Raw genomic sequence first — 24408 nt, 5'->3', positions numbered from 1 at the left:
ATGCCCGCGGTGACGTGCGGCTACTGCTCGCATCGCAATGACGGCGACCTCGCGCGCTGTGCGAACTGTGGTGCGCCGCTGGCCGCACCCGCTCCGAAGTCCGGACCGGCGGCGGACCCGGGGCCGAGCGAGGCGCCGCCGAGTCCGGACCACCGGTACCCGGCGCTGGGCGGCGCCGTCGCCCGCATCGGCCACGATGCGGAGTCCGCGGCCCGTTTCGGCGGAGCCGCACTCCGCCACGGCGCGGACGCCTTCCGCACGGTGGGCGCCGTGGAGCACGGGGTGGCCTCCGGGCTGCGTACCCTGACCGAGCGGAAGCGGTATTCACCGCGGCACTGGCTGATGGCTGTCGCGGGGTTGGCTGTGCTGCTGGCGTGTGGCGTGTTCGTCGCGGGCCGGTTCTCGCCGCCGGTCGCGCCGGTCGCCACCACCTCCTCCGCCCGGCTGCCCGAACCACTGCGTGCCGCGACCTGCCGGCCCTACCACGCCGAGCCCGGCGAACGGTGCGTGCTCGCGGCCGGTGACCCGCTGTTGCGGGGTTTGTCCGCGGGCCGGGATCTGACCTTCCACGTGCGCACGCCGACGCCCGATACGCTGGCGGCCACCGTCGAGCGGTGGCGTGCGAGTGCGCGGATGATCGTCGCCGACGGCGACGTGTTCGCGGCGGTGGGTCCCTCGGCCACCGTGCACTACGCCGACACCGGGACCGGCGTCGTCCTGGAGACCGGGGCCTTCGACGGGGACCGGAGCGCCCGGAGCTTCCTGGAGCGGTCGGGCCTGCTCGATCAGGACTCTTCGTGACGTAGTGCCGCCGTCAGATCCGCCGGATCGTCGTAGAGTTCGGCCAATTCCGCGGTGTCGTCCTCCAGATAGCGCAGTACCAGCTGGCTCACCAGCGCCACGGTCGCGCGCCCCGGAACCACGCGGGTCGCGGCCAGCTGCTCGGTGACCCTGGCCAGGTCGTCGGGCGTGCGCTCGGACTGCTGGAAACGGGCCCAGCCCATCCGGTGGAAGAGGTCGACGTGCCGGCGTGCGATGCGGTCGCAGTCGGCGTACAGGTTCTCCAGCTCGTCGACGACCTCGCTCAACGGCAGCCCGGCCTCGGTGAGCCGACTGCCGATGGTGATCAGTCGAGGGTTGGCGATCCGGTAGGTGATGGCGTCGACGGGTTGGTAGAGCCCGATGGCGACGATCCGCGCGAGGCCGTCGGGGACATCGCGGTATCGCTCCTGCAGTTCGGCGGCCGAGATGGTCTCATTGGGGAATTTGCCGGATCGGGCGGTCGTCTCGTCGATGACGCCGAGCACGTCGGAGAGCCCGTCGCCGCGGTCCCATGCCTTCAGCAGTTCCTTGATCCCGCTCAGCTTGATCCCTCGGTTGAGCAGGCGGCTGATGGTACGCACCCGGCTCAGATGCTCGGGGCTGTAGTAGCCGGTTCGGCCCTTCACCATCGGTGGGGGAAGAATGCCACGCTCGTGATAGACGCGCAGGCTGCGGACGGTGGTGCCGGCTTCCCGCGCCAACTCGTCGATCGTGTACTTCGCCTCGACTGCCATCCCTCAAGGAAACCACAGTGACATTTCCTTGAAAATAGAACGACACGATATTCAGCGGTACGTCAGAAAGTGTCACACCAAAATCCAGACTGGTTGGGTCAACAGTCGGCCGATCGGGTGCCGCACGCACCGCAGAACCGGGCGTCGGGCAGCAGCGCGGCCCCGCAGCCGGTGCACGACCGCTCGGTGCTCATACGCTCACCGCAGCTGGTGCAGAACGCCGTCGACGTCGGGTGCACGGCCCGGCACCGTGGGCACGCGGGGCCGGTGTGCCCGCCCTCCGTGTTCCCGGAAGCGCTGTAGTTCCCGGAAACGCTGTAGTTCCCGGAAGCACTGTAGCGTGGCCGCGCCGCGAGTTGCGGGTGGACGGCGCCCAGGCCCAGCCCGGCGCCGAGGAATGCTCCGCCGACGGCCGCGTCACCGCCGCGCGCCATACCCTGACCGGCGCCGATCGCCAGCTCGCCGGCCGCGTACTGCCCGAAGTCCCCCACGAGTTCGAGGTATCTGGTGTCCTTGGCCAGCCGTTTGAGCCGGTCGGCATCGTCGGGCGCCAGGTTGATGTCGAAGTTGCCCATGCGGGTGATCAGCAGCCCGTACCTGCGCAGCTGCCGGTTCGTCACCGCCAGCACCTCGGCGTCGATCTCGGGCATGTGGGCGGAGAGGCCGAGCACCGGCCACCGGCCCCGGGTGACTCCGGACGTCACCGCGATCTTCATCGAGCGCAGCAGCAGGTCGGAGCACCATGCGGTGACCTGATCGGGGTCGGCCAGATCGACGGTCCCGATCAGCCCGGTGACCAGGGCCGCCGGGTCCTGGACCGTCAGCGCGTACTCGCCGAAGACGCGCAGGGTGACGATCTGCTCGGTGCGGGGATCCAGGATGTCGTCGAGCCGTCCGCCGAACTTGTTGCCCGGGAACTCCCTGGTTCCCACGAAGTACAGCTCCGCGCGGTAGGCGTTGCCGCCGGTGACGGCGTCCAGCAGGGCGCCGAGACCCGGCAGTTCGGTGGCGTCGACCCGGTGCCGGCCGGGGGTCATGAGACCCGCGACCTGTCCGGTGTGCACGAACAGCGCGACCTCACCGGAGTTCACGATCACGCGGGAGAAACGCCGGATGTTGACGTCCGGCCATTTGTAGACAAGCTGGTTCTTGCGGCTGTCGGGAACCGCGATGAATTCCCGCTCGAACCAGGCCATGTCGTCGAGGATAGGGCCGCGACCCGTGCCGGCCGGTGCGTCTATTCCCACGGTGGGGAAGAGCCGCGTGGCGCATCGGTGACCGGGCGGCGCAGAATGCCGAGCACACGCCGCCGAGGCAGACCGGGAGGGGGCCGAATGCTCGACCACGGCACCGATACCGCACCAGAGCTGTCCACCACGGGGTTGGTCGCCGCGCTCGACGACGCGGGGCTCGGATCCGGACGCGGTCCGAGGTCACGGCCGAGCGTCCGACGACTCGGCGGGGGCTGGGTCGAGCTGCCGCCGGCCGAGCCCATCGATCCGCGTACCGCGGTCCTCGCCGAACCGGTTGTCCGAGAAGAGAAGCGGTTCTGCTGGCGTTGCGATGAGCCGGTCGGCCGTTCCACCCCGGCAGTGCCGGCCACGGCGTCCGGCGAATGCGAAATCTGTGACGCGCCATTCGATTTCCGGCCCGCACTGGCGGAGGGAGATCTGGTCGCGGATCAATACGAGGTGCAGGGCTGCCTCGCCCACGGCGGCATGGGCTGGGTGTATCTCGCGATCGACCGCAATGTCAGCGATCGGTGGGTGGTGCTGAAAGGGCTGATGACCTACGGCGACTTCGAGGCCCACGCGGTCGCCGTCGCCGAGCGCCAGTTCCTGGCCGAGGTGTCGCACCCCAATATCGTCAAGATATACAACTTCGTTCAGCATCAGCCCCCGGGCGGGCAGCCGTGCGGCTACATCGTGATGGAGTACGCCGACGGCCGGTCGCTGGACGACATCCTGCACACCGCCGCCCCGCACCGGTTCTCGGTCGCCGAGGCCATCGCCTTCGTGCTGGAAATCGTTCCGGCGCTGGAGTATCTGCACTCGTCCGGCCTCGCCTACAACGACCTCAAGCCCGGCAACATCATGGTCGGGGACCGGGTCAAGCTGATCGACCTGGGTGCGGTGGCCGCCATGGATTCGGCCGGATACCTGTACGGCACACCGGGTTTCCAGGCTCCCGAGCTCACCAGCACCGGGCCCACGGTCGCCTCGGACATCTACACGGTCGGCCGCACCCTGGCCGCGCTGACGCTCGACCCGTCGGCCCGCCGTGCGCGCGGCGGCAACGATGATCTGCCCACTCCGATCGAGCAGCCGGTGCTGCGCCGCTACGAGGCTTTCTACCGGCTGCTGCTGCGGGCGACCGATCCCGATCCGGCACTGCGGTTTCCGACCATGCAGGCACTGCACACGCAGCTGACCGGCGTACTCGCCACCGTGCTCGCGACCGACACCGGTGAGGAGTACCCGCAGGCGTCGACGCTGTTCAGCGCGCAGCGCACCAGTTTCGGCACCACGGCACTGATCGCGCCGACCGACAGCCTCGCCGACGGCGTGTACCGGCACGGGACCCTGGACGCGTCCAGCGTGGTCGCGGCGCTGCCGGTGCCGCTGACCGATGTCGACGATCCGAGCGTGAATCTGTCGTCGCGGTCGTTGCCCAGTGATCCGCAGCAGGTACTCGACACGCTGCGGATGGTCGCGGAGTGGTCGCAGGCCGGCAAGATCGACACCCCCGCGTCGTACGAGCTGGAGGGCGCGCTGGCCGAGGTGCGCGCGCATCTCGACATGGGCGATCCGGTCGCCGCCAGGCAGCGGCTGGACCCGATCGAATCCGCCGGTCGGGCGGACTGGCGTATCGCCTGGTACCGGGGTGTGGCGGCGCTGCTGGCGGAGGACTTCGACGAAGCGTTCACCCGATTCGACACGGTGCACACCAGGGTGCCCGGGGAACTCACGCCCACCCTGGCCCTGGCCGCCACCGCCGAACTCCTGTTGCAGGACCGGATGGCGCGGTCCGAATCCGACCCCGCCGCCGAGGACATCGGGCGCTGGCACGAGGTGGCACTGCGCTACTACACGATCGTCTGGCGAACCAACCGCAGTGCGGTCAGCGCCGCCTTCGGGATGGCCCGCCGCCTGGCGGCCGACCGTGATCCGCTCGGCGCGGTGGCGGTCCTGGACGAAGTGGCACGGACCTCCAGTCTGCATTCGGTGGCGCGGATGACCGGCTGTGTGCTGCTGGTGTCCCGCCCGGCGGCAGAGCTCGAGGAATCCGACCTGCATGCCGCCGCGACCCGGGTGCGGGAGCTGCCCGCGGATGAACCGCGCGCACAGCAGATGCGCGTGCTGGTGCTGAATGCCGCGCTGATGTGGCTGACCACCCGCCGCGGCCCGGAACGCCCGGATACGACGCTGCTCGGTGTGCCGTTCACCGAGGACGGCGTGCGGCACGGCGTATCGGAGTCCCTTCGGCTGCTCGCGCGCAAGTGCGACGACCGGATGCACCGCTACCACCTCGTCGACCTGGCCAATCAGGTGCGGCCGCGCACCTGGTGGTAGCGCTGGGGATCCGATGACACGTCTGATCGACTACACCTTCGACGGAACCTGGCTGACCTATGTCGACGAGCGGCAGCTGTCGGCGCGGCTGCGACAGCGGCTCGGCGAGCGGCGGGCCGCCGGGTACCCGCCCGTCCATCAAGGGATCGCCCGGGGTAACGACGCCGCCGTCGTCCTGGGCGCCGTCGGCGTGCTCGGCTCGAGTGTGCTGATGCTGCTGTTCCTGACCGGCACGGGACCGCTGTGGTTGCGGGGCGTCGTGCTCGCCGCGGTGGTCGCCGCCGCCGGTGCGGCGGTGCGGCGGGGCGCGCGTTCCACCGTCTCGTTGACCGCGCGTGACCGGCGCGACGTGGCCGCCGCGACCAGACGCCTGTATGTGCCCGATCCGAGCGATGATCGGGCGCTGCGGGCCGATTCGGCCGAGGCGTTCCCGATTCCCGACCTCATCGCGCGAGCCGTGGAACTGCGGGACAGCATCGCCGCTTCACCCGCCTGGCAGAGCGGCTACCTGCTGTCGCATCGAATGCGGCTGGACCTGGACGCCGAACTCGACGAGATCATCCAGCACGCCCTGCGGCTGGAGTGCGCGTCCGGGCCGCTCGCCGACCCCGTCGGCGATTCCGCGGCCGCGACGACGGCGCGGCGGGCCGCCGAGAATACGCACGCCTCTCTCACCCGGGTGTGGACCGGTCTGGTCTCCCGGGTGAGCGCGCTGACGGCCTACCGCGCGCATCTGGCCGAACTCCAGGCGGAACTGACCAATGCCGAGATCGCCGAGCGCACAGTCGGTGTGGGACTCGACATCACCGAACTGATGGCGGTCGCGACCGACGCGGAACTGGCGGCCGGGCACATCGAGGGGCTGCGGGAGGAGGTCCGGGCGACGGCGCTGGCGATCAACGAGATCGTCGAAACGCTGAACGGCGACCTGGACACCCTGGCCGCGCTCTCGGCGGCGCGGGCATGAAACCGAGGACGAACAGACGAACAGCTGGATGGGAGCACAAGCAATGACGGTTCTGGCGTTGGAGATCGGCCCGGCCAGGTTCGCGGCCGGCCGGGTGGCACCGGACGGGCGCGTGCAGGATGTCCGGGCGATCCCGGTGACCTCGCGCGCGCCCTGGAACAGCTGCCGCGACCTGCTGGTCGAGGTCGCCGCCGGTGGCGATGTCACCAGCGTGGGCATCGGCACCACCGGACCCATCGACATGGCCGCAGGAGTGGCGGCGCCGCCGGATATCGCCGAGTGGCAGGTCGGCTTCGGTCTGGTCGAGGCCACGCGCAAGCAATTCCCTTCGGCCGCCGTGGGAATGGCGCTCGACGGCGTCTGCGTCGCGCTGGCCGAGCAACGCCACGGCCTGCTGCGCGGTGTCCCGGACGCGCTGGTCGTGTCGGTGTCGTCCCGGATCAGCGGCGGCATCGTGGTCGGCGGTTTCGTGGCGGTCGGCCGTACCGGAAACGCGGGGAACATCGGCCATATGGTGATGTCCGGTTACGACGATCTCTGCGACTGCGGCGCCCGCGGGTGCGTGCAGGCCATCGCGAGTACGTCCGCGGCCGTGCGTTGGGCCGAGAAGCGCGGCTGGCATGGAGACGGTTTCGCGGCGCTCACCGCTGCGGCCGGAGCCGGTGACGCGATCGCCGCCGCCGCGGTGGAGCGCATGGGAACCGTTCTCGGACAGGCGGTGTCATCGGTGGCGTCACTGTTCGACGTCGATCGCGTCGTGGTCGGCGGCGAGGCGGCGGCGGCCGGTCCCGCGCTCTGGAAGTCGCTGGGTGCGGCGGTCGGCGCGCATGCGCGGATCGGATTCCTGTCCGGTCTGCGGGTGGTGCCCTCACAGTTGGGCGATACCGCGGTGCTGACCGGTGCCGGATTGCTCGCGCTGCCGCCGGAGAAGCAGTAGCGACAGGCCACGGCGCTCGATGTTGTTGTGTGCCAGCACAGCTGCCGCGGTCTGCGGGGACGGCAGCTGTGCTGGCGAGGCCGGTGGTGATGAGGGGAACCGCCGCCCGACACCTATGTTATCGGCATATGTCGGCACAATCAATACCGTGCACTCAAACAGTGGCAAGAAAATTGAATAGTGCTGGCACCGATGCCCGGTCGGCGTCCTCGACGCCCGGCCGTGAAGGGTTCCCGGCGCTGGGAATCGGGGAGAATTCCACTGAGCCGAGCGGGAATCGAGTCCGCACCTGGCTCGAGGACGGCATGTTCGAGGAAGGACGGACACGACGTTGCGCAGCCGCGGGAATCACGAATCGCGAGCGACAACGCTGGGTTGGCCCCCACCGGCTCGCATCCGGCGCCTGCTGGTGGCGCTGGCCGCGGCGGTGTGCGGCACGGCGGGCACGCTGTTGCCCGCATCGCACGCCCAGGCCACCGATCCGGTGGTCGTGGTGCACCCAGGATTGGCGATCCGGACCACGACCGAGGAGGGCGGCAAGGTCGTCGGCTTCCAATGCACCGTCGGTTTGACCGGATTCGTCGGGAAAGCGCGCTACGCCGTCACGGCCGGGCACTGTCGGCGGCCGGGGGTCGTCACCGACGCCGACGGCAATCCGATCGGCTGGTACGAGTCGTATCAGCCGGACCGGGGACTCACCCTGGGGTTCGGGCTGATTCGCCTGTACGAGGGCATCGGCGTGTCCGCGTCCATGGGGGCCTTCGGTCTCAGCTCCGTCGACGTCGACCCGCGCCGCGGCCAGCAGGTCTGCAAGATCGGGGCCACCACCGGCTGGAACTGCGGCACCATCACCAAGGTCGAGGACGGCGTCATCTACACCACCCGGGACCTCTGGTTCGAACACGGCGATTCGGGTGGTGTCGTCTACCGCCAGACCGCCGACGGGCACGCGGCTTTCGTCGGCATCGCGATGGCCTATGTCAACGACGGTGACCGCGAGGCGATCGTAGAACCGGCCGGTTGGCTCTTCGACCAGATCCGGCGCTACGGCCCGACCGCGAACGAGCCGTTCAAGTGGTACCGGGTGCAGTGAGAACGCCGAATAGAGTTCGGCGCGAAAGGAGTTGCGCCGGTCCGGTGGGCTCGGCTCGCGCCGTCGCGGCTCTTCCCAGCTCCGGGGATGCACGAGACTTGAATGGTCGGAGGAGTCGGGCCGGATGGTGGCGCCGATGAGGCCGACGAGTCGATCGAGGAGCTGAGCATGCTGATGATCGTGTGCGCGCCGGCCACGGGCTCGTCCGGATCCGAGAATCGGATGCCGTCATGGTCGTGACCGGCCAGGACGGGACGGTGGCGCACTATCGAGGCTGGACCGTCGAGCTGCCGCATCCGGCCGGTGGGTCCGCGGGCCTCGATTCGGTGATCGACGCCGCCGAGTTGGCGATCCAGGTCTCGGTCGATCTGTTCGGGTCCGGAGCGGGGGCACAGGCGCCGGATCTGGTGGAGCGGTTCGCGGAGCGAGGGCTGGTCGACGATTCCGGGAACCAGTCGGTCATGGCGGACGATTACGCGTCGAATCGGGACGAGATCGACGAGATCGCGACCGAGCTGCGCAGACAGAACAAGGAGGTGGACACCTCCGCCTACACGACCTCCACCAAGACCAGCGCGGCGATGTCCGATATCGACCACGAGGTCGACGGGCTGAAATCGACGCTCGCCGCCGAGGGGCCCGTCGCGGGCGCGGAACATCTGTCGATGGTGGCCGAAGCTCGGCTCCTGCGCGCCATCCTGCGGACCGTGGACGAAGTCTCCGAGATCGTCGAGGAGGCGTCGAGGGGCGTCGTGGAAGAAGCTGAGCGAATCCACTATTCGTCGCCGACCTACGGGGCTCCGTATCCATCGATGATGATGAACACCGGCGGCTACGGCGGCTACGCCCCCGCCGGGAGTGATTCCGGCGGTGGCGGATACATGCAGCCGGTGAGCGCCGAGGGGATTCCTGGAGGGCAGCACGCCCGGGTGGACGAAATGTATCAACGGCTGCTCGACAACGGGTTCACACCGGCACAAGCGGCGGGCATCCTGGGTAATCTCCAGGTGGAGTCGAGTTTTCGCACCGATGCGTGGAATGCGGGTGAATCTGCCCTGGGCTTGGTGCAGTGGCGAGACGATCGGCTGGAGGGCCTCCGCCAGTTCGCCGCCGAGCGCGACGGGTCGGTCACCGACTGGCGCATCCAGATCGACTACATCTCGCATGAACTCAAGCACGGCGAATCGGCGGCGTACGCGCATCTGCGGAACGCGCAGACACCGGGTGAGGCCGCCGCGGTGTTCGACCAATACTATGAGCGCAGCGACGGGTCGGAGCGTGCGCAGCGCATCGCGAATGCGAACAGCATCGCGAGTTCCATGACGAACAGCATTTCGGTGTAATCGAATTCGGCTGTCATCGAATTCGGCTGTCATTGACCTCGGCGAAGCCGGCCCTGCCGCATCCGGTTCGCGGACTTGGGCCGGCGTCGGCGATTCAATGCTTGTGTTCGAATGTGGCTCGGTGGGAGGGTGATTGGCCTTCCAAACGCTCGTGCAGCGATCGGGCGACCAACTCCGCGGTGGCCGCGACCGCCAGCTGCCGAGCGTGCTCTGCGGCCTGCTCCGGCCCTGCCGTACCGGCATCGGACGATGGTGCCGCCGGGTGGTCGGTGAGACGGCGGATGATCTCGGCCTGCCGAGCGGCGATCCGGCTGCAGTCGGCATGCAGGCGGATGAGCGGCCGGAATATCTCGTCGGCGGGTAGCCCCGCGGCGATCAGCCGTGCGGCCAGCTCGTGCAGTCTGGGGTGGGTGGCGCGGAGCGCGCTGACATCCGGTTCGGTCCCACCGGTCGTGCGCAGCCGCTGCAGTGCGTTCGCCAGTCGGGTGTCGTCGTCGGTGGATCGGCGGTGCGGCGTGCCGTCCCCGAGCGCATTGCTCCGCACCTGTAGGACCTCATCGAGTCCTTCGCCGCGATCCCAGGCGTCGAGGAGCTCTTTGATGCCGGTCAGTTTCATGCCCTTGCGCAGCAGCTGGCCGATGGTCTGCAGCCGGACCAGGTGCTCCGGTCGGTAGTAGCCGATCCGGCCGCGGACCTGCGGGGCCGGTAGCAGACCGCGCTCGTGGTAGACGCGCACGCTGCGCACGGTGGTGTGGGCGGCGCGGGCCAGTGCATCGATGGTGAATTCGGACTCCGTCGTCATAAAACAAGGAAACCACATCGCATAGAGGTACACTAGATAATGTGCCGCTAAATGGCGGGACGCTAAGGGTTGCTCGGCGGCTCGGGATTGGGCTACTGTTCACGAACAGCTCATCCGCAGCTGGTTTCCGGGGACTGTTGAGCAGCCCTGATGAAGGACTTGCGCTTACTCGCGCGCTACGGGGTCGGCATCGCCCGATGCTCCCCGGCGTACCCGGAGACTTGCCATGACTGTTACGCAGCACCGTTCAATGGACCGAGATATCCACGCGGAGAACAAATCGATACCGCGTCCGCCGTGCGCTCAGCATCCCGACAACTGGGACCTGGACACCGGCACGCCGGACGCCTGGCGCCAGGCCGTGGCGGCCTGCCACGAGTGCCCGCTGCTCGTCCAGTGCCAGCGAATGGCGGCGGCCCTGGTCGAATCCGGTGAGGGGCCACGGGCCATGATCTGGGCGGGCGTCGGTTACGACAATTCCGGAAGGGTCATCCAGGATCTGGATCGGCACCGCATCGCTCCCGCCGACCGTCAGCGCCCCACCAGAATCGTTCGTACGCAGGCGGTCTGCAAGAAGGGTTCCGCCGAGCAGCTCACCACGTCCCGGTCCGCGCCCAGGACGCCCCGGGGTGGAATTCAGCGGCAGATCGTGCTCGGCCGCAGCGTGATTCGCTGTTCGGACGGCGAATAGCGGGATCCGACGGCCAGCGGCCGGTGTCGTGTCCCCGGACACGACACCGGCCGCTGCCCGTCAGGCCCGTCGCTCGAACTCGGCCGGGCCGCTCGCCATGCTTCTGATCTGCCGGGCCGCCACCGACAGGGTCGCGAGATCGTGGCCCGGTCCGGAGTGGATCTCGTCCAACATGGCCCGCGCCCGGGCGATCCTGGAACGGTGCGTGGATTCCCAGTGGGCGATCTTCTCCGCCGCTGACTCGTCCGGACCGGTGAGGTCGAGGACCGTGATGGTCAGCGAACGCAGTGCCGCGTAGATGTCGTCGGAGACGGCCAGCCGGGCCAGTGAGGACCAGCGGCCGGCCCGTTCCAGCCGGCGCACCTCGTTGAGGAGCTGTTCGATCTTCAGATGATCGTCGAGAACGTAATGGATCTCGGCCACTTCGGAACGGTCCCGGTGGGTGATCTCCGCGATGTCGATGACGTCCAGCAGCGGGAAGAGATAGATCAGCCGGCTCACCTCGGCCGCCAACTCCGCGGGCGCCCCCAGGTCGATGGCCGTACGCGCGCGCGAGGTGAGGTCGGCCCGGTGGTCGGCGCCGAGCCGGTCGGGCACCGCGGGAGCGAGCGCGCGCACCCCCGGTGCGTACCGGTCGACCTCCGCGGTGATATCGAGCGGCTGTGGCCGATTGCCGAGCAGCCACCGGGAAGCGCGGTCCAGCGTTCGTTTGGTCTCCATCTCCAGCGCGTCCCGGGCCGCCGTCGGCATCTCGGTGGTGCGGATGCGCTCCCACAGCTCGTGCAGATCGAAGATCTGTACCGCGACGCCGAAGGCCCGCACCGCGTCGGCGGTGTCGGCGCCCGCCTCCTCGGACTGCCGGAACGGGTAGGTGATCCCGCCGAAATCCACGACCTCGTTGGCCAGCACGGTTGCCACGATCTGCCGGCGCAGCGGATGCGCGTCGATGGCCCGGCCGAAACGTTGCCGCAGCGGGGCCGGGAAGTAGGTGTGCAGTCGATCCGCGAACAGCGCGTCGTCCGGCAGGGATCCGGCCAGCAGGTCGGCCTTGACGGCGAGTTTCACCTGTGCCATCAGTGTCGCGAGTTCGGGCGAGGTCAGGCCGCGTCCCTCGCCGCCGCGGCGGGCCAGTTCGGCATCCGACGGCAGCGCTTCGAGCTCACGGTCGAGGCCGTGGCCCGACTCCAGCGCCTGGATCGTGCGTCGGTGCAGGTCCAGTGTCTGCGCCGCGTCCGCGCGGGAGAGGCCCATCAGGAAGTTCTGCGCGATATTGTCGCTCAGGACGAGGTCGGACACCTCCTCGGTCATGGAGGCCAGCAGCCGATCACGTTCGCCGGCATCGAGTTCGCCGGCGGCGACCACGCGGTCCAGCAGAATCTTGATGTTGACCTCGTGGTCGGAGCAGTCCACGCCCGCGGAGTTGTCGAGTGCGTCGGTATTGATCCGGCCGCCGGACCGGCAGAACTCGATCCGGCCCCGGGCGGTGGCGCCCAGGTTGCCGCCTTCACCGATCACCTTCACCCGCAGCTGATTTCCGTTCACACGCACGGCGTCGTTGGATTTGTCGCCGGCATCGGCGTCGGTCTCCTCGGTGGCCTTGATGTAGGTGCCGATGCCGCCGTTCCACAACAGGTCGACCGGTGCCAGCAGGATCGCGCGCACCACCTCCGGCGGTGACAGCTCGGTGACGCTGTCGTCCAATCCGAGCGCGGTACGAGCCTGCGGGCTGATCGGGATGCGCTTGGCGGTGCGGTCCCACACTCCGCCGCCAGCACTGATCAGCTCGGCATCGTAATCGGCCCAGGACGAACGGGGCAGGGCGAACAGCCGCTTGCGCTCGGCGAACGAGCGGGCGGCGTCGGGGTCCGGGTCGAGGAAGATGTGCCGGTGGTCGAAGGCAGCGACGAGCCGAATGTGTTCGGAGAGCAGCATGCCGTTGCCGAAGACGTCGCCGCTCATATCGCCGATGCCGACCACGGTGAACGGTTCGGTCTGGACGTCGACGTCGAACTCCCGGAAGTGCCGCTTCACGCTCTCCCAGGCGCCTTTCGCGGTGATGCCCATGGCCTTGTGGTCGTAGCCGACCGATCCGCCGGAGGCGAAGGCGTCACCGAGCCAGAAGCCGTATTGCCGGGCAACGTCATTGGCGATATCGGAGAAGGTCGCCGTGCCCTTGTCGGCGGCGACCACGAGATAGGTGTCGTCGCCGTCGCGGCGCACCACCCGGTCGGGCGGCAGCACCGCGCCGGTGCGTTTGTCGATATTGTCGGTGAGGTCGAGCAGCCCGGAGATGAAGGTGCGGTAGCAGGCGACGCCCTCGTCGCGCAGGGCCTGCCGGTCCGCGGCCGGGTCACCGGTCGTAGCGGGCGGATTCTTCACCACGAAGCCGCCTTTCGCGCCGACCGGAACGATGACCGCGTTCTTGACCGCCTGTGCCTTGGCGAGGCCGAGGATCTCGGTGCGGAAGTCCTCTCGTCGATCCGACCAGCGCAGGCCGCCGCGGGCGACCGCGCCGAAACGCAGGTGCACCCCCTCCATACGGGGCGAGTAGACGTAGATCTCGTACTGCGGCTTCGGTTTCGGCAACTCGTCGATCCGCCGCGGGGCGAATTTGAAGGCCAGATGGTCGCGCGACACCGCCGCCTGCGACCGCACCGTGGCCGGTGATCCGGTCATGTAGTAGTTCGTCCGCAGCGTGGCGGCGATCAAGCCGAGGAAGGCGCGCAGGATCCGGTCGGCGTCCAGGCTGGTGACGGCATCGATGCGGGCGCGCAGCTCGGATTCGATGCGCTGCGCCCGGGCGGGATCGCTGCGATCGGGGTCGAAGTACGCGCCGAAGAGTTCGACGAAGGCCCGCGCCGCGCCGGGTTGCCGCAACAGGACTCGCGTGATGTTGCTCTGACTGTAGGCGAATCCCGCCTGGCGCAGATATCTCGCGTAGGCGCGCAGGACGGACACCTCGTGCCAGTGCAGTCCGGCGCGCAGGACCAGTTCGTTCAGTCCGTCGGTGTCGGCGCGGCCGTGCCACATGGCCGCGAAGGCTTCGGGGAACCGCCGCTGGGCGTCGGTGACCACCGCGGACAGGGCGTCGGCGGTGGTGAGCGCGGAGTCGATGGCGCCGTCCAAGGCGGTGTCCAGCAGGTCTCGCGGTGCGTGCAGGTTGAACCGGTAGATCCAGCGCGGCCGGGAGTCCGGCAGTTCGATCGGGTAGGGCCGCTCGTCGTGCACGTCGACCCCCAGGCTGTGCAGGATCGGCAGCACCCGGCTCAGCGATACGCCCGCGCCGCTGACGTAGAGCGCGAACTGCCAGTCGTCGACCGCGGCGTCGGCCGCCCGGGACAGGTGCATGTCGATCGCGTTGTCACCGAGTTCCTCGAGTCGCTGGATATCGGCCAATGCATGCCCGGGGGTGAAGCTCTCCTTGTAGCCGTCGGGGAAGCTGTCGGCGTACCGCTTGGCGGTCCTGGAATCCACGGCAGCCGTGGCCGCGGCCTCGGCCACCAGCCGATCGGCCCAGGTGTGGGTGGTGGCGAAGAGCAGGTCCTGTAGGTGCTGTCGCCGTGGCTCGGAGAGGTCCGCCGGTCCGGCGTGTTTGCCGCGGTGCACCGTGAAGTAGATGTTGACGAGCTCGGATTCGGTGGCTCGCGCGGAGTAGGCGATGTGTTCGCCGCCGAATTCGGCCAGCAGGATCTGCTGCATCCGCTGGCGCACGGCCGTGTTGTATCGGTCCATCGGCAGATAGACCAGGCACGACACCGTCCGGCCGCGCGGATCGGGTCGCAGGAACAGCCGCACCTGCCGTCGCTGGCCGAGGGTGAGCACCGCGGATGTGGTGTCGAACAGCCGCCTGGTATCCGAGGAGAACAGTTCCACCCGCGGGAAGGACTGCATCACCTCCAGCATCGATCGACCGGAGAACGAATTGAGTTCGAACCCGGCCCATTCGACGACCTGCCGTACCCGGTGTTCGATCACCGGAATGTCCAGGATGTTCTCGTGCAGTGCGGTGATGGTGAAGGTCCCGACGAACAGCTGCTCACCCACCACCCGGCCGTCGGTGTCGTACTCGGCGATGCCGATGAGATAGGGGTTGATCCAGCCCGGTGCCGCGGATTCGATCGCCCCCGGCGCCAGCCGCAGCAGGCCGCGATCCGGTCCGGGTGCCGGGACGTCGATCCTGGTCGCCGAGCCGGCGCGGAGTATGCCGAGCCCGGTGCCCGGCACCGGGCGCAGGGCGGCGGAATCGGCGGGGTCCGCGTTCTCCGCGACGGCGTAGCGGGCGTATCCGAGCAGCACGAAGCGGTCGTCGGCGAGCCAGCGCAACAGCCGTGCGCACTCGCGTGCCTCCGAGGCGTCGGCCCCACCGTGCGGATGAGCGTCCGAGTGGAGCTGATCGGCGAGGTAGGACTGCCGGCGTTGCATGGCGACGGTACTGTCCGCGATCTGGCGCAGATCGGCGAGCAGGGGCGGCAGGACGGCCGCGATCGTCGCCAGTACGCCGTTCTCGGTCGCGGCGCCGAGCTGGATGTGTATCCAGGATTCGCGGGTCGCCCCGCCTGCGGGGTGTGCCGCCGCCCCGTCGCCCTCGTACGGCGCCAGCGAGAGCAGCCGTCCGTTCGGATCGCGAACGACCTCGAAGATCGGATGGATGACGTCGGTGACGGTGGCGCCGAGTCGCCGCAGCGTCGCCACCAGTGACTCGACCAACAAGGGCATATCGGTATTGACCACCTGGACGGCCGGCCCGATGCCGTTCGCTTCGTCCGGGTGGTACACGCGGGTGCTGGCCGTTCCGGAGGTCCGGGTGGCGGCGAGGGCCAGGTGCCGACGGAAGACGCGTTCGGATTCGCCGGGATCCGGCAGCGCGGCGCCGGAACGCACCTGGCGGAAGTACGCCATCTGCAGCGATGTCGGATCACCACCGGGGGCATCGGGACGTGCTGTGCGCGCGGGCAGTTCGGTAACGGAGGTCGTGGTGGTGGCTGATCGGCGTTGCGTCGGCCGCATGGTCAACGCACGCCTTCCCGATGGCTCGACACGGTGTGAGCTCCTGACTGATGTCGATCGGCTGAGATTACCTGAGTGATGTACCGCTAAATAGCGGCACAATACGGTACGCTACACCTGCGTGTCTGCCGGTGGCAAGGAGTCCCTGCGCATTGCCCATCGGACGTCACGTGACTCGTGATCGGTGCGCGGGAGGTTTGCGATGTGCGATGTTCGGATGGGAAAGCTTCGGTTCCGCCGATTCCGGTCGGACACGTGTTCTAGGTTCAACCCATGACGCCTCAACGGCATTGGTGGCCTCAGAAACTCGGTGGACTCGGGAACATTCCCGCTCGGCGGGCTGTTGCCCCGGAAATTATGGGCTCGACTATCGGTGCATCCGTACGGTCGGCTCGGTCGTGGCGGCGGCCGGACATGGCGACACCTGCATATTTCAGCCTGGCATATTTCAGCTTGGTAACCGTCCCTTTTCGACGCGCCGCTGGCTATCGGGCCATCGTGTAGGTTCGCATGGAGCGGTACGGGTGTCAGGCATTACGGCAGCAATAGGCAACTGAGGAACCGATGACGGAATCAGGTCGGGCGATACCGTGGGTGACGGTGGAGACATTGGCTCCCGGTGCCATGTCGGTCGCGACCGTGGGTGGCGAGCAGCGAGCCTTCGCGAACGTGCGCCGCGTACTCCAACGAGTACTCACCAGAACGCCTGCCGTATACGACAGCATCACCACGCGCGGAATCATCGACATCGTCCGGGCCGCACGGCAGCGGGCCGAGCCGGCGGACCTGGAGGTGCCGACGGCCGCCGGGCAGCACCTGGTTCGGGCTCAGCCGGTGCTCGGACCCACCGGCGGCGTGCATGCCGTGCAGTTGTGGATCGGTCCCGTCGGCGCGGCCACCCCGCCGCCTCCGGCGGTGGGCGCGGTCTGGGATCTCGACAGCCAGACGGTCCGCCAGCCCGGTGCGATGACCACCCTGCGCGGTGTGTCGGCCGACGAACATGTGCCCACCATGTCCATCACGGAACTGTTTCATCGGGCGGCCGCGTTCGATCGCCACGGTGAGGTGCTCGATCTCCTGTACGACCCGGGGCCCGAGGACAAACTGCAATTCGATGTGGACGTGGGGCCGCTGGCCGGCCGGTCCGCCGGCCCGCTGGGGCGATGGCGGGTCGCGGCTCGCCCCCGGGATCGCGGCGCGTGGTTGCTGATCGAGGACATCAGGGAGCAGTCGGTGTCACCGGCCTGGCCCACGCTGGAGCAGGTCGGCCTGCGAGAAGCGCACCGGCGGGCCGGAACCCATCTCGCCGTAGTGCAACTCGAGCACACGTCGATCTCGCACTGGCTGACGGATCCGGCGCCCTGGGTGCGGTGGGAGTATCTGTACCGTCCCGTGGACGTCTTCCATCCCGACGACCGCGATCGACTGGTCGCCGCGCGGGACGGCATCCGAGCCGGGGAGACCGCGGAGGTGACCGTGCGAACGCTCGGCTACTCCGGCAGCTATCTCGCGACGCGGTTGCGGCTGTACCCGTATCCCGGCTACTCCCGCAGCCAGCTCGTGATCGGCGAGCTACGTCTGGCCGACGACCTCGGTGAGAGTCCGTCGAGCCGGGCGGGGCCGGGCCGGCTGCCGGAGCCGCTCGGATACGACGAACATTTGCGCCGCCACATCTCCGGGCGGGACCGGTTCGACCGGGCGTCGTGAACGGCTCCCCAGCGGTGGGAACAACGCCGCGGCTCGGGCTTCGGCGTCTCATTACGCTCGGACGGGTGAGGAAAGCAGCGGACGCACGGGTGGATTCGGGGGATGCGCTGCTACGCCGCATGGTCGCCCGACGCCGCCGCGACAACGTGGTCTTCACACTGCTGGCCGGGCTCGCGATACTCGGCGGCGGGCACGCGATCCTGAGCCTGTTCTCCGAACCGCCGCCCGGCCCGTCGGACGATTCGACGGTGGCGATCGTGGGCAATGCCCAACTGGCCGGATCCTTCGCACAGGAATTCGTGGTCGCCTATCTGGGCGCCACGGCCGGGGACCAGGATCGGATCGCGGATTTCGTCGGCGGTGGCGAGTCGATCGCGCTGCCCGCGACCGCTCGGCAGGTCTCCGATCCCGTCGTGGTGTCCGTGCGGCGGACCAGGGCTTCGACGCCGATCGAGATCTGGTCGGTGACGATATCGGTCCGGCCCGAGACCGCGACCAGGACCACGGGCGGGAAACAGACCTCCGCCGCTCCGCCGCCGGAGTACTACCGGGTGGGCGTCGCGGTGAATCACGGTCGGCTGCGCGCCCTTTCGCGGCCGTGGCTGGTCGCGCCGCCCGCCGAGGGGCACGATCTGCTCACGGTGTACTCCTCGCCCTGCGGTGAGGAGTCCCCGCTCGCCCACGTCGCGACCGGCTTCCTCGACGTCTTCCTCACCGGTTCCGGCGACGTGACCCGGTACACCAGCCACGATTCCGGTATCACCGCCCTGCGCCCCGCGCCGTTCGCCGAACTCGAGTCCATCGCGGTATCCGCCCAGGACTCCGGCTGCGGCACAACAGGATCGAGCGCGCTGGTGCTGGCGACGGTGACCCCGGCGGTCGGCGGTGAGACCCTGGCGCCGCTGGACTATCCGCTGACGATGGTGCGCGTCGAGGAGCAGTGGCAGGTGCAGACCATCGATTCCATACCGGCACTGCCGGATCCGATCACCGTCGTAGCCGGCGACGTGGCCCCGAACCCACAGCGGAGTTCGGTACCGACCACCGCGCCGTCGACATCGGTCACCGTACCGCCCGCGACGCAGAACTGACGGGAGCGACCATGGGTAGCAGTCTCACCAATATGCTTTACGGCATATTGCTGTTCGTTCGCTGGGCCGGCCTCATCCTGATCGCGATCGTGGGGATCGGCGTGCTGATCAGCGAAGCCGTCAAGGAGCGCCTGTCGCCGGGGAAGGTCTTGGCCGTCGCCGGCTCGGCGATTCTGGCCGGAGTCCTGATCTGGGTCCTGCCCACGCTCATCAACTACTCGCGTGCCGAGGTCGGTACCGTCATTCCCGATCGGCCCGTCGGGGGCTACTGATGGCCGAGGTCATCCGCGTCTTCACGCCGATCAAGCGCGTGCCGACCGTGATCGGCAAGGCGCAGAACGGGCAGAAGATCCCCTTCGGGCCGTACACGCTGCCGCAGGTCGCCGCGGGCGTCGTGCTCATGCTCGCCACGTCGATCGCCGCCATGTCCATTCCGGGCAATCCCGCCGTGTTCTTCATCATCGGCCTGGTGGTCACCGTGCTCGTGGTGTTCGCACTCGGTCTGGTCCCGGATACCGGGGTGCGGCTGACCTCCCGAATACTGTGGTTCGGCCGCCTGATCCTGATCCGGAAACCGGTGTCCGCCTCCGGAATGCCGGTCAGCCCGGACTCGGCGCGCTATTCGGTGTACATCGAGGACTCCGTCGTGGTCATCCTGCCCGACCCCGACGGGGCGCCCCGACCGGAGCCGCCGGCTCGCGAGCTGGCGAGCGGAATACTCGAGCTGGCCGCCGCGCGGACCGTCGAGCCGACTCGGGAGGAATCCCGGGATGACCTTCGGGAAGAACAGTGATGGCGACCGGGCGCGATATCCAGCCGACCGCGGCGATCCGCGGGAACCTGCAGTTCACCCACGCCGGCCTGGTGACGGCGACCTACTTCATCGAACCGCTCGGCTACGGCCTGCGGTCGCCGCGCGACAAGTACGACGTGAAGCTGGCGCACCACGCCCTGATCACGAATGTGCCCAATGGATCGCTGCTGCTCGGCATCCAGGCCCGGCTCGAGACCCTCGACGTGCTCCGGAAGATGGTCGAGGGTGTCGACCTCGACGAGTGTGAGGACTACGCCGCCGAGGTCGTCGCCTCCTACGAGCGCATCCAGGCGATCGTGCCGCAGACACGGATCTATCTGCTGTCCGTTCCGGTGGGCTCCACCGGGACCGGGATGTCGTCCCTGACCGGATTGTGGCGTGGCAGCAGCTCCGTCGATGTCGCCGCGGTCTCGCGGGCCGACCTGGCCTCCTACGACGAGGAGGCGAGCAAGATCCTGTCCCGGATCGGCGGCGACTTCCGGCCCACCCCGGTCCCGGCCGCGCTGTTCCAATGGCTGTGGGAGCACTACCTGTCGCGCGGGGCGGTCGGCGATCCGGCCGCGCCCACCCGGGTCGGGGTGCTCGAGGACGCCACCGCGGCCGTATTCCGTTCCGCCGCATTGGACGAGGGCGCGCAGGCCGACAACACCCGCCGGTTCCGGCCGTCGTTCACCCCGGTGATCAAGGTGGTGCAGCCGGACAGCGCCGACCGCCCGTCCTATCAGTCGGTGCTCACACCGCGCTCATTTCCCTACGGCGGCATGACTTTTCCGGGCGGCAGCGAATTCCTCGACATGCTCGACGGTCTCGGTGACGTGACGGTCGACTGGGGCATGCGGGTGTCCACCAGATCCGCCGACGAGGTGCTGCAGAACAACGAACTCGGCCTCCGGCGTCTCGGCGAGCAGATGGAACAGCGCGACACCGAGGTCTCCTTCGCCCAGAACACCTTGATGTCGAAGGCGCAGCTGCTCAACGAGTACAACCACCACTTCGAGGTGAACGGCGGCGAGTCGGAGGTGTCCTTCACAACCGTCATCGCGGTCGGCGGTCCCTCCCGGGAGGCGACACTCGATGCGGTCAACGCACTCAAACGGCGCTACAAGCGATTTCAGGTCGAACTGACGGCGCCGGTGGGGGCGCAGGTGGACCTGTGGTCGATGCTGATCCCCGGCAGCCCCGTGCGCCGCGCCTACGAGGATTTCGCCCATATCGTCCCGTCCGACATGTGGGCGGGTTTCGTCCCGTTCACCTCCAGCGATATCGGCGACGACAGCGGCCCGGTGATCGGGATCAACCTGCTGTCCGGGCAATACGAGCCGATCCACTTCGGAATCATGGAGGCGGCGCTGCACGACCTGTCCGCGTCGTTCGCCGTGACGGGGGAACTCGGTTCCGGCAAATCGTTCTTCCTCAAGCTGATGGCGGTGCTCGTGCACGACATGGGCGGTCAGTTCCTGGCCATCGATCGCAGCCAGGTCGGGGAGTGGGCGCACTTCGCCGCCGCCATCGACGATGCGGTGGTGATCGACCTGACCACCCCGACGGTGTCGCTGGATCCGTTGCGGCTGTTCGATGCCCGGGTGGCAGGTGAGCGAGCGCTCGACTCACTGCTGCCGATGCTCGACCTGTCGCCGACGGCGAGCGCCGGCGCGGTCGTCAGCAATATGCTCACCGAGAAGGGACGCGCGGAGCACGGCATCCACACCATGCTGGATCTGGTGCGGGCCGCCCATCGACTGCGGGACGAGCCGGGTTCGGGTCCGGAGTACGCGGATCTGGCGGCTCGGCTCGGTGCCGTCGTGGACCGGGTTCCGGTGCTGTTCGATCCGACGCTGAAACCGCTGCGGCTGACCGCTGCGGCGACCGTCGTGCGCAGCCACGGCCTGGCGTTGCCCACCGCCGAGGAGCTCACCACTCCGCATCTGTACCACCGGCTGCCGCTGACCAAGCGGCTCGGTACCGCGCTCTACGAACTCGTCGGGGTCGCGGCGCGGGAGGCGTTCCTCACCGACAACGGCAGATTCGGCCTCCTGGTCGGGGACGAGGCGCACCACTTCACCCAGACGCAGGTGGGCGCGGCGGTCACCTCGGACTTCAGCCGCGACGGCCGCAAGCATCTGGCCGCCATCGGATTGGCCTCGCACGACCCGGCCACCGACTTCCAGGGCGCGGCGCACAATCTGATCCCGAACCGCTTCGTTTTCCGGCAACGGGACGAGACGCTGGCCCGCAACAGCCTGGAATGGCTCGGCGTCGATCTCGACGAAGCGCCGTTCCTGCTGCAGATCCTGCGGGAGGAGACCTCGCCGCCGGTCGGCCCGGGGCGTCAGGTGCCGCCGCAACGGCGCGGGGAGATGTTCATGCGCGACGCGCTCAGCCGGATCGGCCGCGGCAAGATACTCGGCCCCGCCCGCGGCGACCGGGCCGAGGCCATCACCAGCACGCCGACGGTGTCCGGCCAGTCCGCGTCGCTGGAGCGCCGGGACGCGCGATGAGTACCGACCGGCGTCGGGATACGGCCTGGGAGTTGACCTTCTGGGATATCGAGCGATGGCGGCCCCGAGCGGTCGCCCGGCGATTCCGCGGCTGGCTGGGCGGCTCGCCGTGGCGACGCCGGACGGCGTGGGCGCTGCTCGTGGTCTTCGTGACGCTGGTGCTGCCCGCCCTGCTGGGCGCGGTGGCCGTCGCCCAGTCGGACACCCTGGCCCAGGGCACCGCCAACAGCGGCCTGAGCTGGATGGATGTGCGCGACTCGGATGGCGTCCTGCTCTCGGACTACCGCTTCGTCACCGACCACGGCAGCGTGCTGGAACCGGGCAAGACCGCCTTGGCGCTGGTCTTGGAGCTGGAATTCGCGGGCTACATGGTGTTGGTGACCACCGCCATCTGGCTGATCGGCTACGCGCTGAGCTTCGGCTGGCTCGATATATTCGCCAACGCCCTGACCGGCGTTGCCGACGCCCTGACCGGTCAGATCGCCACGCCCATACTGCTGGTCACCGCGGCGACCATCGGTGCGTTCTTCGTCGGCTGGTTCGTCGTCCGCGGCTATCACGCCAAGGCGACCATGCAGGTGGTGACGATGCTGGCGGTCGGGGTGTTCGGACCGCTGTTCCTCGCGGAGCCGCTGGCGGATGTGCTGGCGTCCGACGGCTTGCTCGCCAAGGGCCGCGACATCGGCATCTCGGTGGCGGCGGGACTGAACGGCCACCTGAACCCGAACCCGGGCACTCTGGTGGCGACGATGCAGGGCGATCTCGCCGACAGCTTCGCCCGGAAGCCGCTGCAGGTGTGGAACTTCGGGCACGTGATCGACGATCGGATGTCCTGTCGCGCGGAATGGACTTCGGGGATGCGGGTCGGCGACTCGGGGCAGGTGAAGGAGGGGCTGAATAAGTGCAACGACACCTATGCCCGTGCGGCGGTGGACAATCCGAGCGCGGGACAGATCGGCACCGGACTGCTGCTGCTGATCTGCGGGGCCATCCTGCTGCTGTTCGCCGTGTACCTGGGCCTCAAGGTGATCAAATCGGCGCTCGACGCCATCTATCACGGCTTCATGGCCATCTTCGGTTTCGCCGCGGGCGGATTCGTATACGGCCCGACACAGACCTTCCTGATCCGTAATCTCGTCGACTCCGTGATGGCGGTGGCGCAGATGGCCGTGTGCACCGTCTTCCTCGGTGTCTATGTGCTGTTCCTGTCCAATGTGTTCGATCAGGCCAGGGGACAGGTGATGGCGGTCTTCGTGATCGGTGCCATTGTCGAGCTCGTGGCTTTCAGCCAGCTGCGTCGGCTGAGCAAGGGGCTGCGCCGGGGCAATGACTGGGTGGCCAATCGCTTCGCCCTTGCGACCCAGGGGCAGATAGGCCAAAGCGCCGGGGGAGGAGGCGGTGGTGGTGGCGGCCGGGCCCTGGGCATGGGCGAGGCCGCCGCCGCGGGTGCGGTGGGCGGCGGGCTCGGTGCCCTGGCCGGTTTCGCCGCGCTGTCGACGATCAGCAGCTCGCCGGCGACCGAGTGGCTGTTCGGCCGCACCTTGAATCCGCTGGCACCTTACGCCCGCCAGCGCCAGCGCTCCGAACTCGCCAGGATGGAATACACGCCGTGGCTGCTGCACCGGCAGAAGTGGCTGTTGCACAATCGGGAATCGTGGCTGCGGGCGGCGGAACGACGCGCGCAGCGGGCCGGTGGCGTGGACGATCCGCTGAAGGTGGCCAATATCATCGACGGACTTTATGATTCGGGCATTCCCAAGGCGGAGCTCAACGGTGCGCTGGCCGAACTCCGGTACAACGGCAAGACCGTGGATCCGATGGACGCGCTGCATGTCGACCGGGCCGTCGCGGTCATGAACGCGTCGAAGTCGCAGAACCCGTACGGATTCGCACCGCTGCAGAAGGCGTTGGCCGCGTGGGAGTCGGTGAACAACCACCCGATCGAGCCGGGGCGGAGTCTGCGCGAACATCGGGCGTTCGTCGCGCAGGCGCATGTCGCCGCGACCAACTTCGCCAGGCATTCGCGGGTGCCGCACTTCATCGACGGCCGCGCCGACATCGACTGGGCGTTCGTGAACGACGTACGGCAGAACTGGGATTCGGCGGCGGCCCTGCAGGCGGCCATCTCACCGGCCCGGTGGAACCAGGTCGGGGCGAACACCCGCCATCACATCGGATCCGAGCTGGCGAACCAGCACCGGGACGCCGTCCTCCGCTATTACAACCACCCCGTCGAGGCGAACCGGCAGCAGGTCGACCAGATCGCGCGGCGCATCTCCAATCTGGACCACCTGGATCCGGAATCCGGTCTGGACCCGTGGGACTCGTGA

The 24408-nt window shown here is 68.6% G+C and carries 17 protein-coding genes; 13 read left to right on the top strand and 4 right to left on the bottom strand.

Annotation, left to right across the window (positions count from 1 at the left end; translation table 11 throughout):
* Positions 1-801, top strand: a complete 801-nt coding sequence (locus QMO76_RS05225) for a hypothetical protein (RefSeq protein WP_306360024.1) — start codon at positions 1-3, stop codon at positions 799-801.
* Here the strand turns inward: QMO76_RS05225 and QMO76_RS05220 are convergent.
* Together QMO76_RS05220 and QMO76_RS05215 are read right to left on the bottom strand one after the other, a co-directional pair.
* Entirely contained in the window at positions 786-1556 is a 771-nt protein-coding gene (locus QMO76_RS05220) for a MerR family transcriptional regulator (protein ID WP_306360023.1), read from the bottom strand. The genes QMO76_RS05225 and QMO76_RS05220 overlap by 16 nt on opposite strands.
* Before the next feature lie 98 nt (positions 1557-1654).
* Positions 1655-2752, bottom strand: a complete 1098-nt coding sequence (locus QMO76_RS05215; protein WP_306360022.1) for an SPFH domain-containing protein — start codon at positions 2750-2752, stop codon at positions 1655-1657.
* A 138-nt stretch (positions 2753-2890) separates the two neighbouring features.
* Between QMO76_RS05215 and QMO76_RS05210 the strand changes: the two genes are divergently transcribed.
* The 5 genes from QMO76_RS05210 (at position 2891) to QMO76_RS05190 (ending at position 9468) form a co-directional block, all read left to right on the top strand.
* Positions 2891-5128, top strand: a complete 2238-nt coding sequence (locus QMO76_RS05210) for a serine/threonine-protein kinase (RefSeq protein ID WP_306360021.1) — start codon at positions 2891-2893, stop codon at positions 5126-5128.
* Between the two features lie 13 nt (positions 5129-5141).
* Positions 5142-6095, top strand: a complete 954-nt coding sequence (locus QMO76_RS05205) for a hypothetical protein (protein WP_306360020.1) — start codon at positions 5142-5144, stop codon at positions 6093-6095.
* A 43-nt stretch (positions 6096-6138) separates the two neighbouring features.
* Positions 6139-7032 (top strand): ROK family protein, encoded by an 894-nt coding sequence (locus tag QMO76_RS05200; protein ID WP_306360019.1) that lies wholly within the window; start codon positions 6139-6141, stop codon positions 7030-7032.
* A gap of 331 nt (positions 7033-7363) precedes the next feature.
* On the top strand, positions 7364-8125 hold the full coding sequence (locus QMO76_RS05195; protein WP_306360018.1) for a hypothetical protein: 762 nt from the start codon (positions 7364-7366) through the stop codon (positions 8123-8125).
* 230 nt (positions 8126-8355) lie between these two features.
* Complete coding sequence (locus QMO76_RS05190; RefSeq protein WP_306360017.1) at positions 8356-9468, top strand: phage tail tip lysozyme; 1113 nt, start codon at positions 8356-8358, stop codon at positions 9466-9468.
* A 94-nt stretch (positions 9469-9562) separates the two neighbouring features.
* On the opposite strand, the gene QMO76_RS05185 is transcribed toward QMO76_RS05190, so the two are convergent.
* On the bottom strand, positions 9563-10270 hold the full coding sequence (locus QMO76_RS05185; RefSeq protein ID WP_306360016.1) for a MerR family transcriptional regulator: 708 nt from the start codon (positions 10268-10270) through the stop codon (positions 9563-9565).
* Between the two features lie 250 nt (positions 10271-10520).
* Between QMO76_RS05185 and QMO76_RS05180 the strand changes: the two genes are divergently transcribed.
* Positions 10521-10961 carry a hypothetical protein gene (locus tag QMO76_RS05180; RefSeq protein ID WP_306360015.1) on the top strand — a complete coding sequence of 147 codons (441 nt, stop codon included), beginning with the start codon at positions 10521-10523 and terminating at the stop codon, positions 10959-10961.
* A gap of 60 nt (positions 10962-11021) precedes the next feature.
* Here QMO76_RS05180 and QMO76_RS05175 read toward each other — a convergent pair whose 3' ends face one another.
* On the bottom strand, positions 11022-15860 hold the full coding sequence (locus tag QMO76_RS05175) for an NAD-glutamate dehydrogenase (RefSeq protein ID WP_372341906.1): 4839 nt from the start codon (positions 15858-15860) through the stop codon (positions 11022-11024).
* 672 nt (positions 15861-16532) lie between these two features.
* On the opposite strand from QMO76_RS05175, the gene QMO76_RS05170 reads away from it, so the two are divergent.
* From QMO76_RS05170 to QMO76_RS05145, 6 genes are all read left to right on the top strand, one after another.
* Positions 16533-17675 (top strand): GAF domain-containing protein, encoded by a 1143-nt coding sequence (locus QMO76_RS05170; RefSeq protein WP_306360014.1) that lies wholly within the window; start codon positions 16533-16535, stop codon positions 17673-17675.
* Positions 17676-17740: 65 nt separating this feature from the next.
* Positions 17741-18766 carry a conjugal transfer protein gene (locus QMO76_RS05165; protein WP_306360013.1) on the top strand — a complete coding sequence of 342 codons (1026 nt, stop codon included), beginning with the start codon at positions 17741-17743 and terminating at the stop codon, positions 18764-18766.
* An 11-nt stretch (positions 18767-18777) separates the two neighbouring features.
* Positions 18778-19038, top strand: a complete 261-nt coding sequence (locus tag QMO76_RS05160) for a hypothetical protein (protein WP_029931741.1) — start codon at positions 18778-18780, stop codon at positions 19036-19038.
* Positions 19038-19559 carry a hypothetical protein gene (locus QMO76_RS05155; protein ID WP_306360012.1) on the top strand — a complete coding sequence of 174 codons (522 nt, stop codon included), beginning with the start codon at positions 19038-19040 and terminating at the stop codon, positions 19557-19559. Before QMO76_RS05160 ends, QMO76_RS05155 begins: the two co-directional genes overlap by 1 nt.
* Complete coding sequence (locus QMO76_RS05150; protein ID WP_306360011.1) at positions 19559-22078, top strand: ATP-binding protein; 2520 nt, start codon at positions 19559-19561, stop codon at positions 22076-22078. Before QMO76_RS05155 ends, QMO76_RS05150 begins: the two co-directional genes overlap by 1 nt.
* Entirely contained in the window at positions 22075-24408 is a 2334-nt protein-coding gene (locus QMO76_RS05145) for a hypothetical protein (RefSeq protein WP_306360010.1), read from the top strand. The genes QMO76_RS05150 and QMO76_RS05145 overlap by 4 nt, the downstream gene beginning before the upstream one ends.

Origin of the sequence: Nocardia sp. CC227C, assembly GCF_030767025.1 — a bacterium.
Lineage (GTDB): Bacteria > Actinomycetota > Actinomycetes > Mycobacteriales > Mycobacteriaceae > Nocardia.
This window is presented reverse-complemented; position numbering and strand designations above follow the sequence as displayed.

What these genes read in the sequence shown, in the direction of transcription:
- QMO76_RS05225 (WP_306360024.1), top strand. Translation starts at nt 1, where the DNA reads ATGCCCGCGGTGACGTGCGGCTACTGCTCGCATCGCAATGACGGCGAC.
- QMO76_RS05220 (WP_306360023.1), bottom strand. Translation starts at nt 1,556, where the DNA reads ATGGCAGTCGAGGCGAAGTACACGATCGACGAGTTGGCGCGGGAAGCC.
- QMO76_RS05215 (WP_306360022.1), bottom strand. Translation starts at nt 2,752, where the DNA reads ATGGCCTGGTTCGAGCGGGAATTCATCGCGGTTCCCGACAGCCGCAAG.
- QMO76_RS05210 (WP_306360021.1), top strand. Translation starts at nt 2,891, where the DNA reads ATGCTCGACCACGGCACCGATACCGCACCAGAGCTGTCCACCACGGGG.
- QMO76_RS05205 (WP_306360020.1), top strand. Translation starts at nt 5,142, where the DNA reads ATGACACGTCTGATCGACTACACCTTCGACGGAACCTGGCTGACCTAT.
- QMO76_RS05200 (WP_306360019.1), top strand. Translation starts at nt 6,139, where the DNA reads ATGACGGTTCTGGCGTTGGAGATCGGCCCGGCCAGGTTCGCGGCCGGC.
- QMO76_RS05190 (WP_306360017.1), top strand. Translation starts at nt 8,356, where the DNA reads ATGGTCGTGACCGGCCAGGACGGGACGGTGGCGCACTATCGAGGCTGG.
- QMO76_RS05185 (WP_306360016.1), bottom strand. Translation starts at nt 10,270, where the DNA reads ATGACGACGGAGTCCGAATTCACCATCGATGCACTGGCCCGCGCCGCC.
- QMO76_RS05180 (WP_306360015.1), top strand. Translation starts at nt 10,521, where the DNA reads ATGGACCGAGATATCCACGCGGAGAACAAATCGATACCGCGTCCGCCG.
- QMO76_RS05175 (WP_372341906.1), bottom strand. Translation starts at nt 15,860, where the DNA reads ATGGCGTACTTCCGCCAGGTGCGTTCCGGCGCCGCGCTGCCGGATCCC.
- QMO76_RS05170 (WP_306360014.1), top strand. Translation starts at nt 16,533, where the DNA reads ATGACGGAATCAGGTCGGGCGATACCGTGGGTGACGGTGGAGACATTG.
- QMO76_RS05160 (WP_029931741.1), top strand. Translation starts at nt 18,778, where the DNA reads ATGGGTAGCAGTCTCACCAATATGCTTTACGGCATATTGCTGTTCGTT.
- QMO76_RS05155 (WP_306360012.1), top strand. Translation starts at nt 19,038, where the DNA reads ATGGCCGAGGTCATCCGCGTCTTCACGCCGATCAAGCGCGTGCCGACC.
- QMO76_RS05150 (WP_306360011.1), top strand. Translation starts at nt 19,559, where the DNA reads ATGGCGACCGGGCGCGATATCCAGCCGACCGCGGCGATCCGCGGGAAC.
- QMO76_RS05145 (WP_306360010.1), top strand. Translation starts at nt 22,075, where the DNA reads ATGAGTACCGACCGGCGTCGGGATACGGCCTGGGAGTTGACCTTCTGG.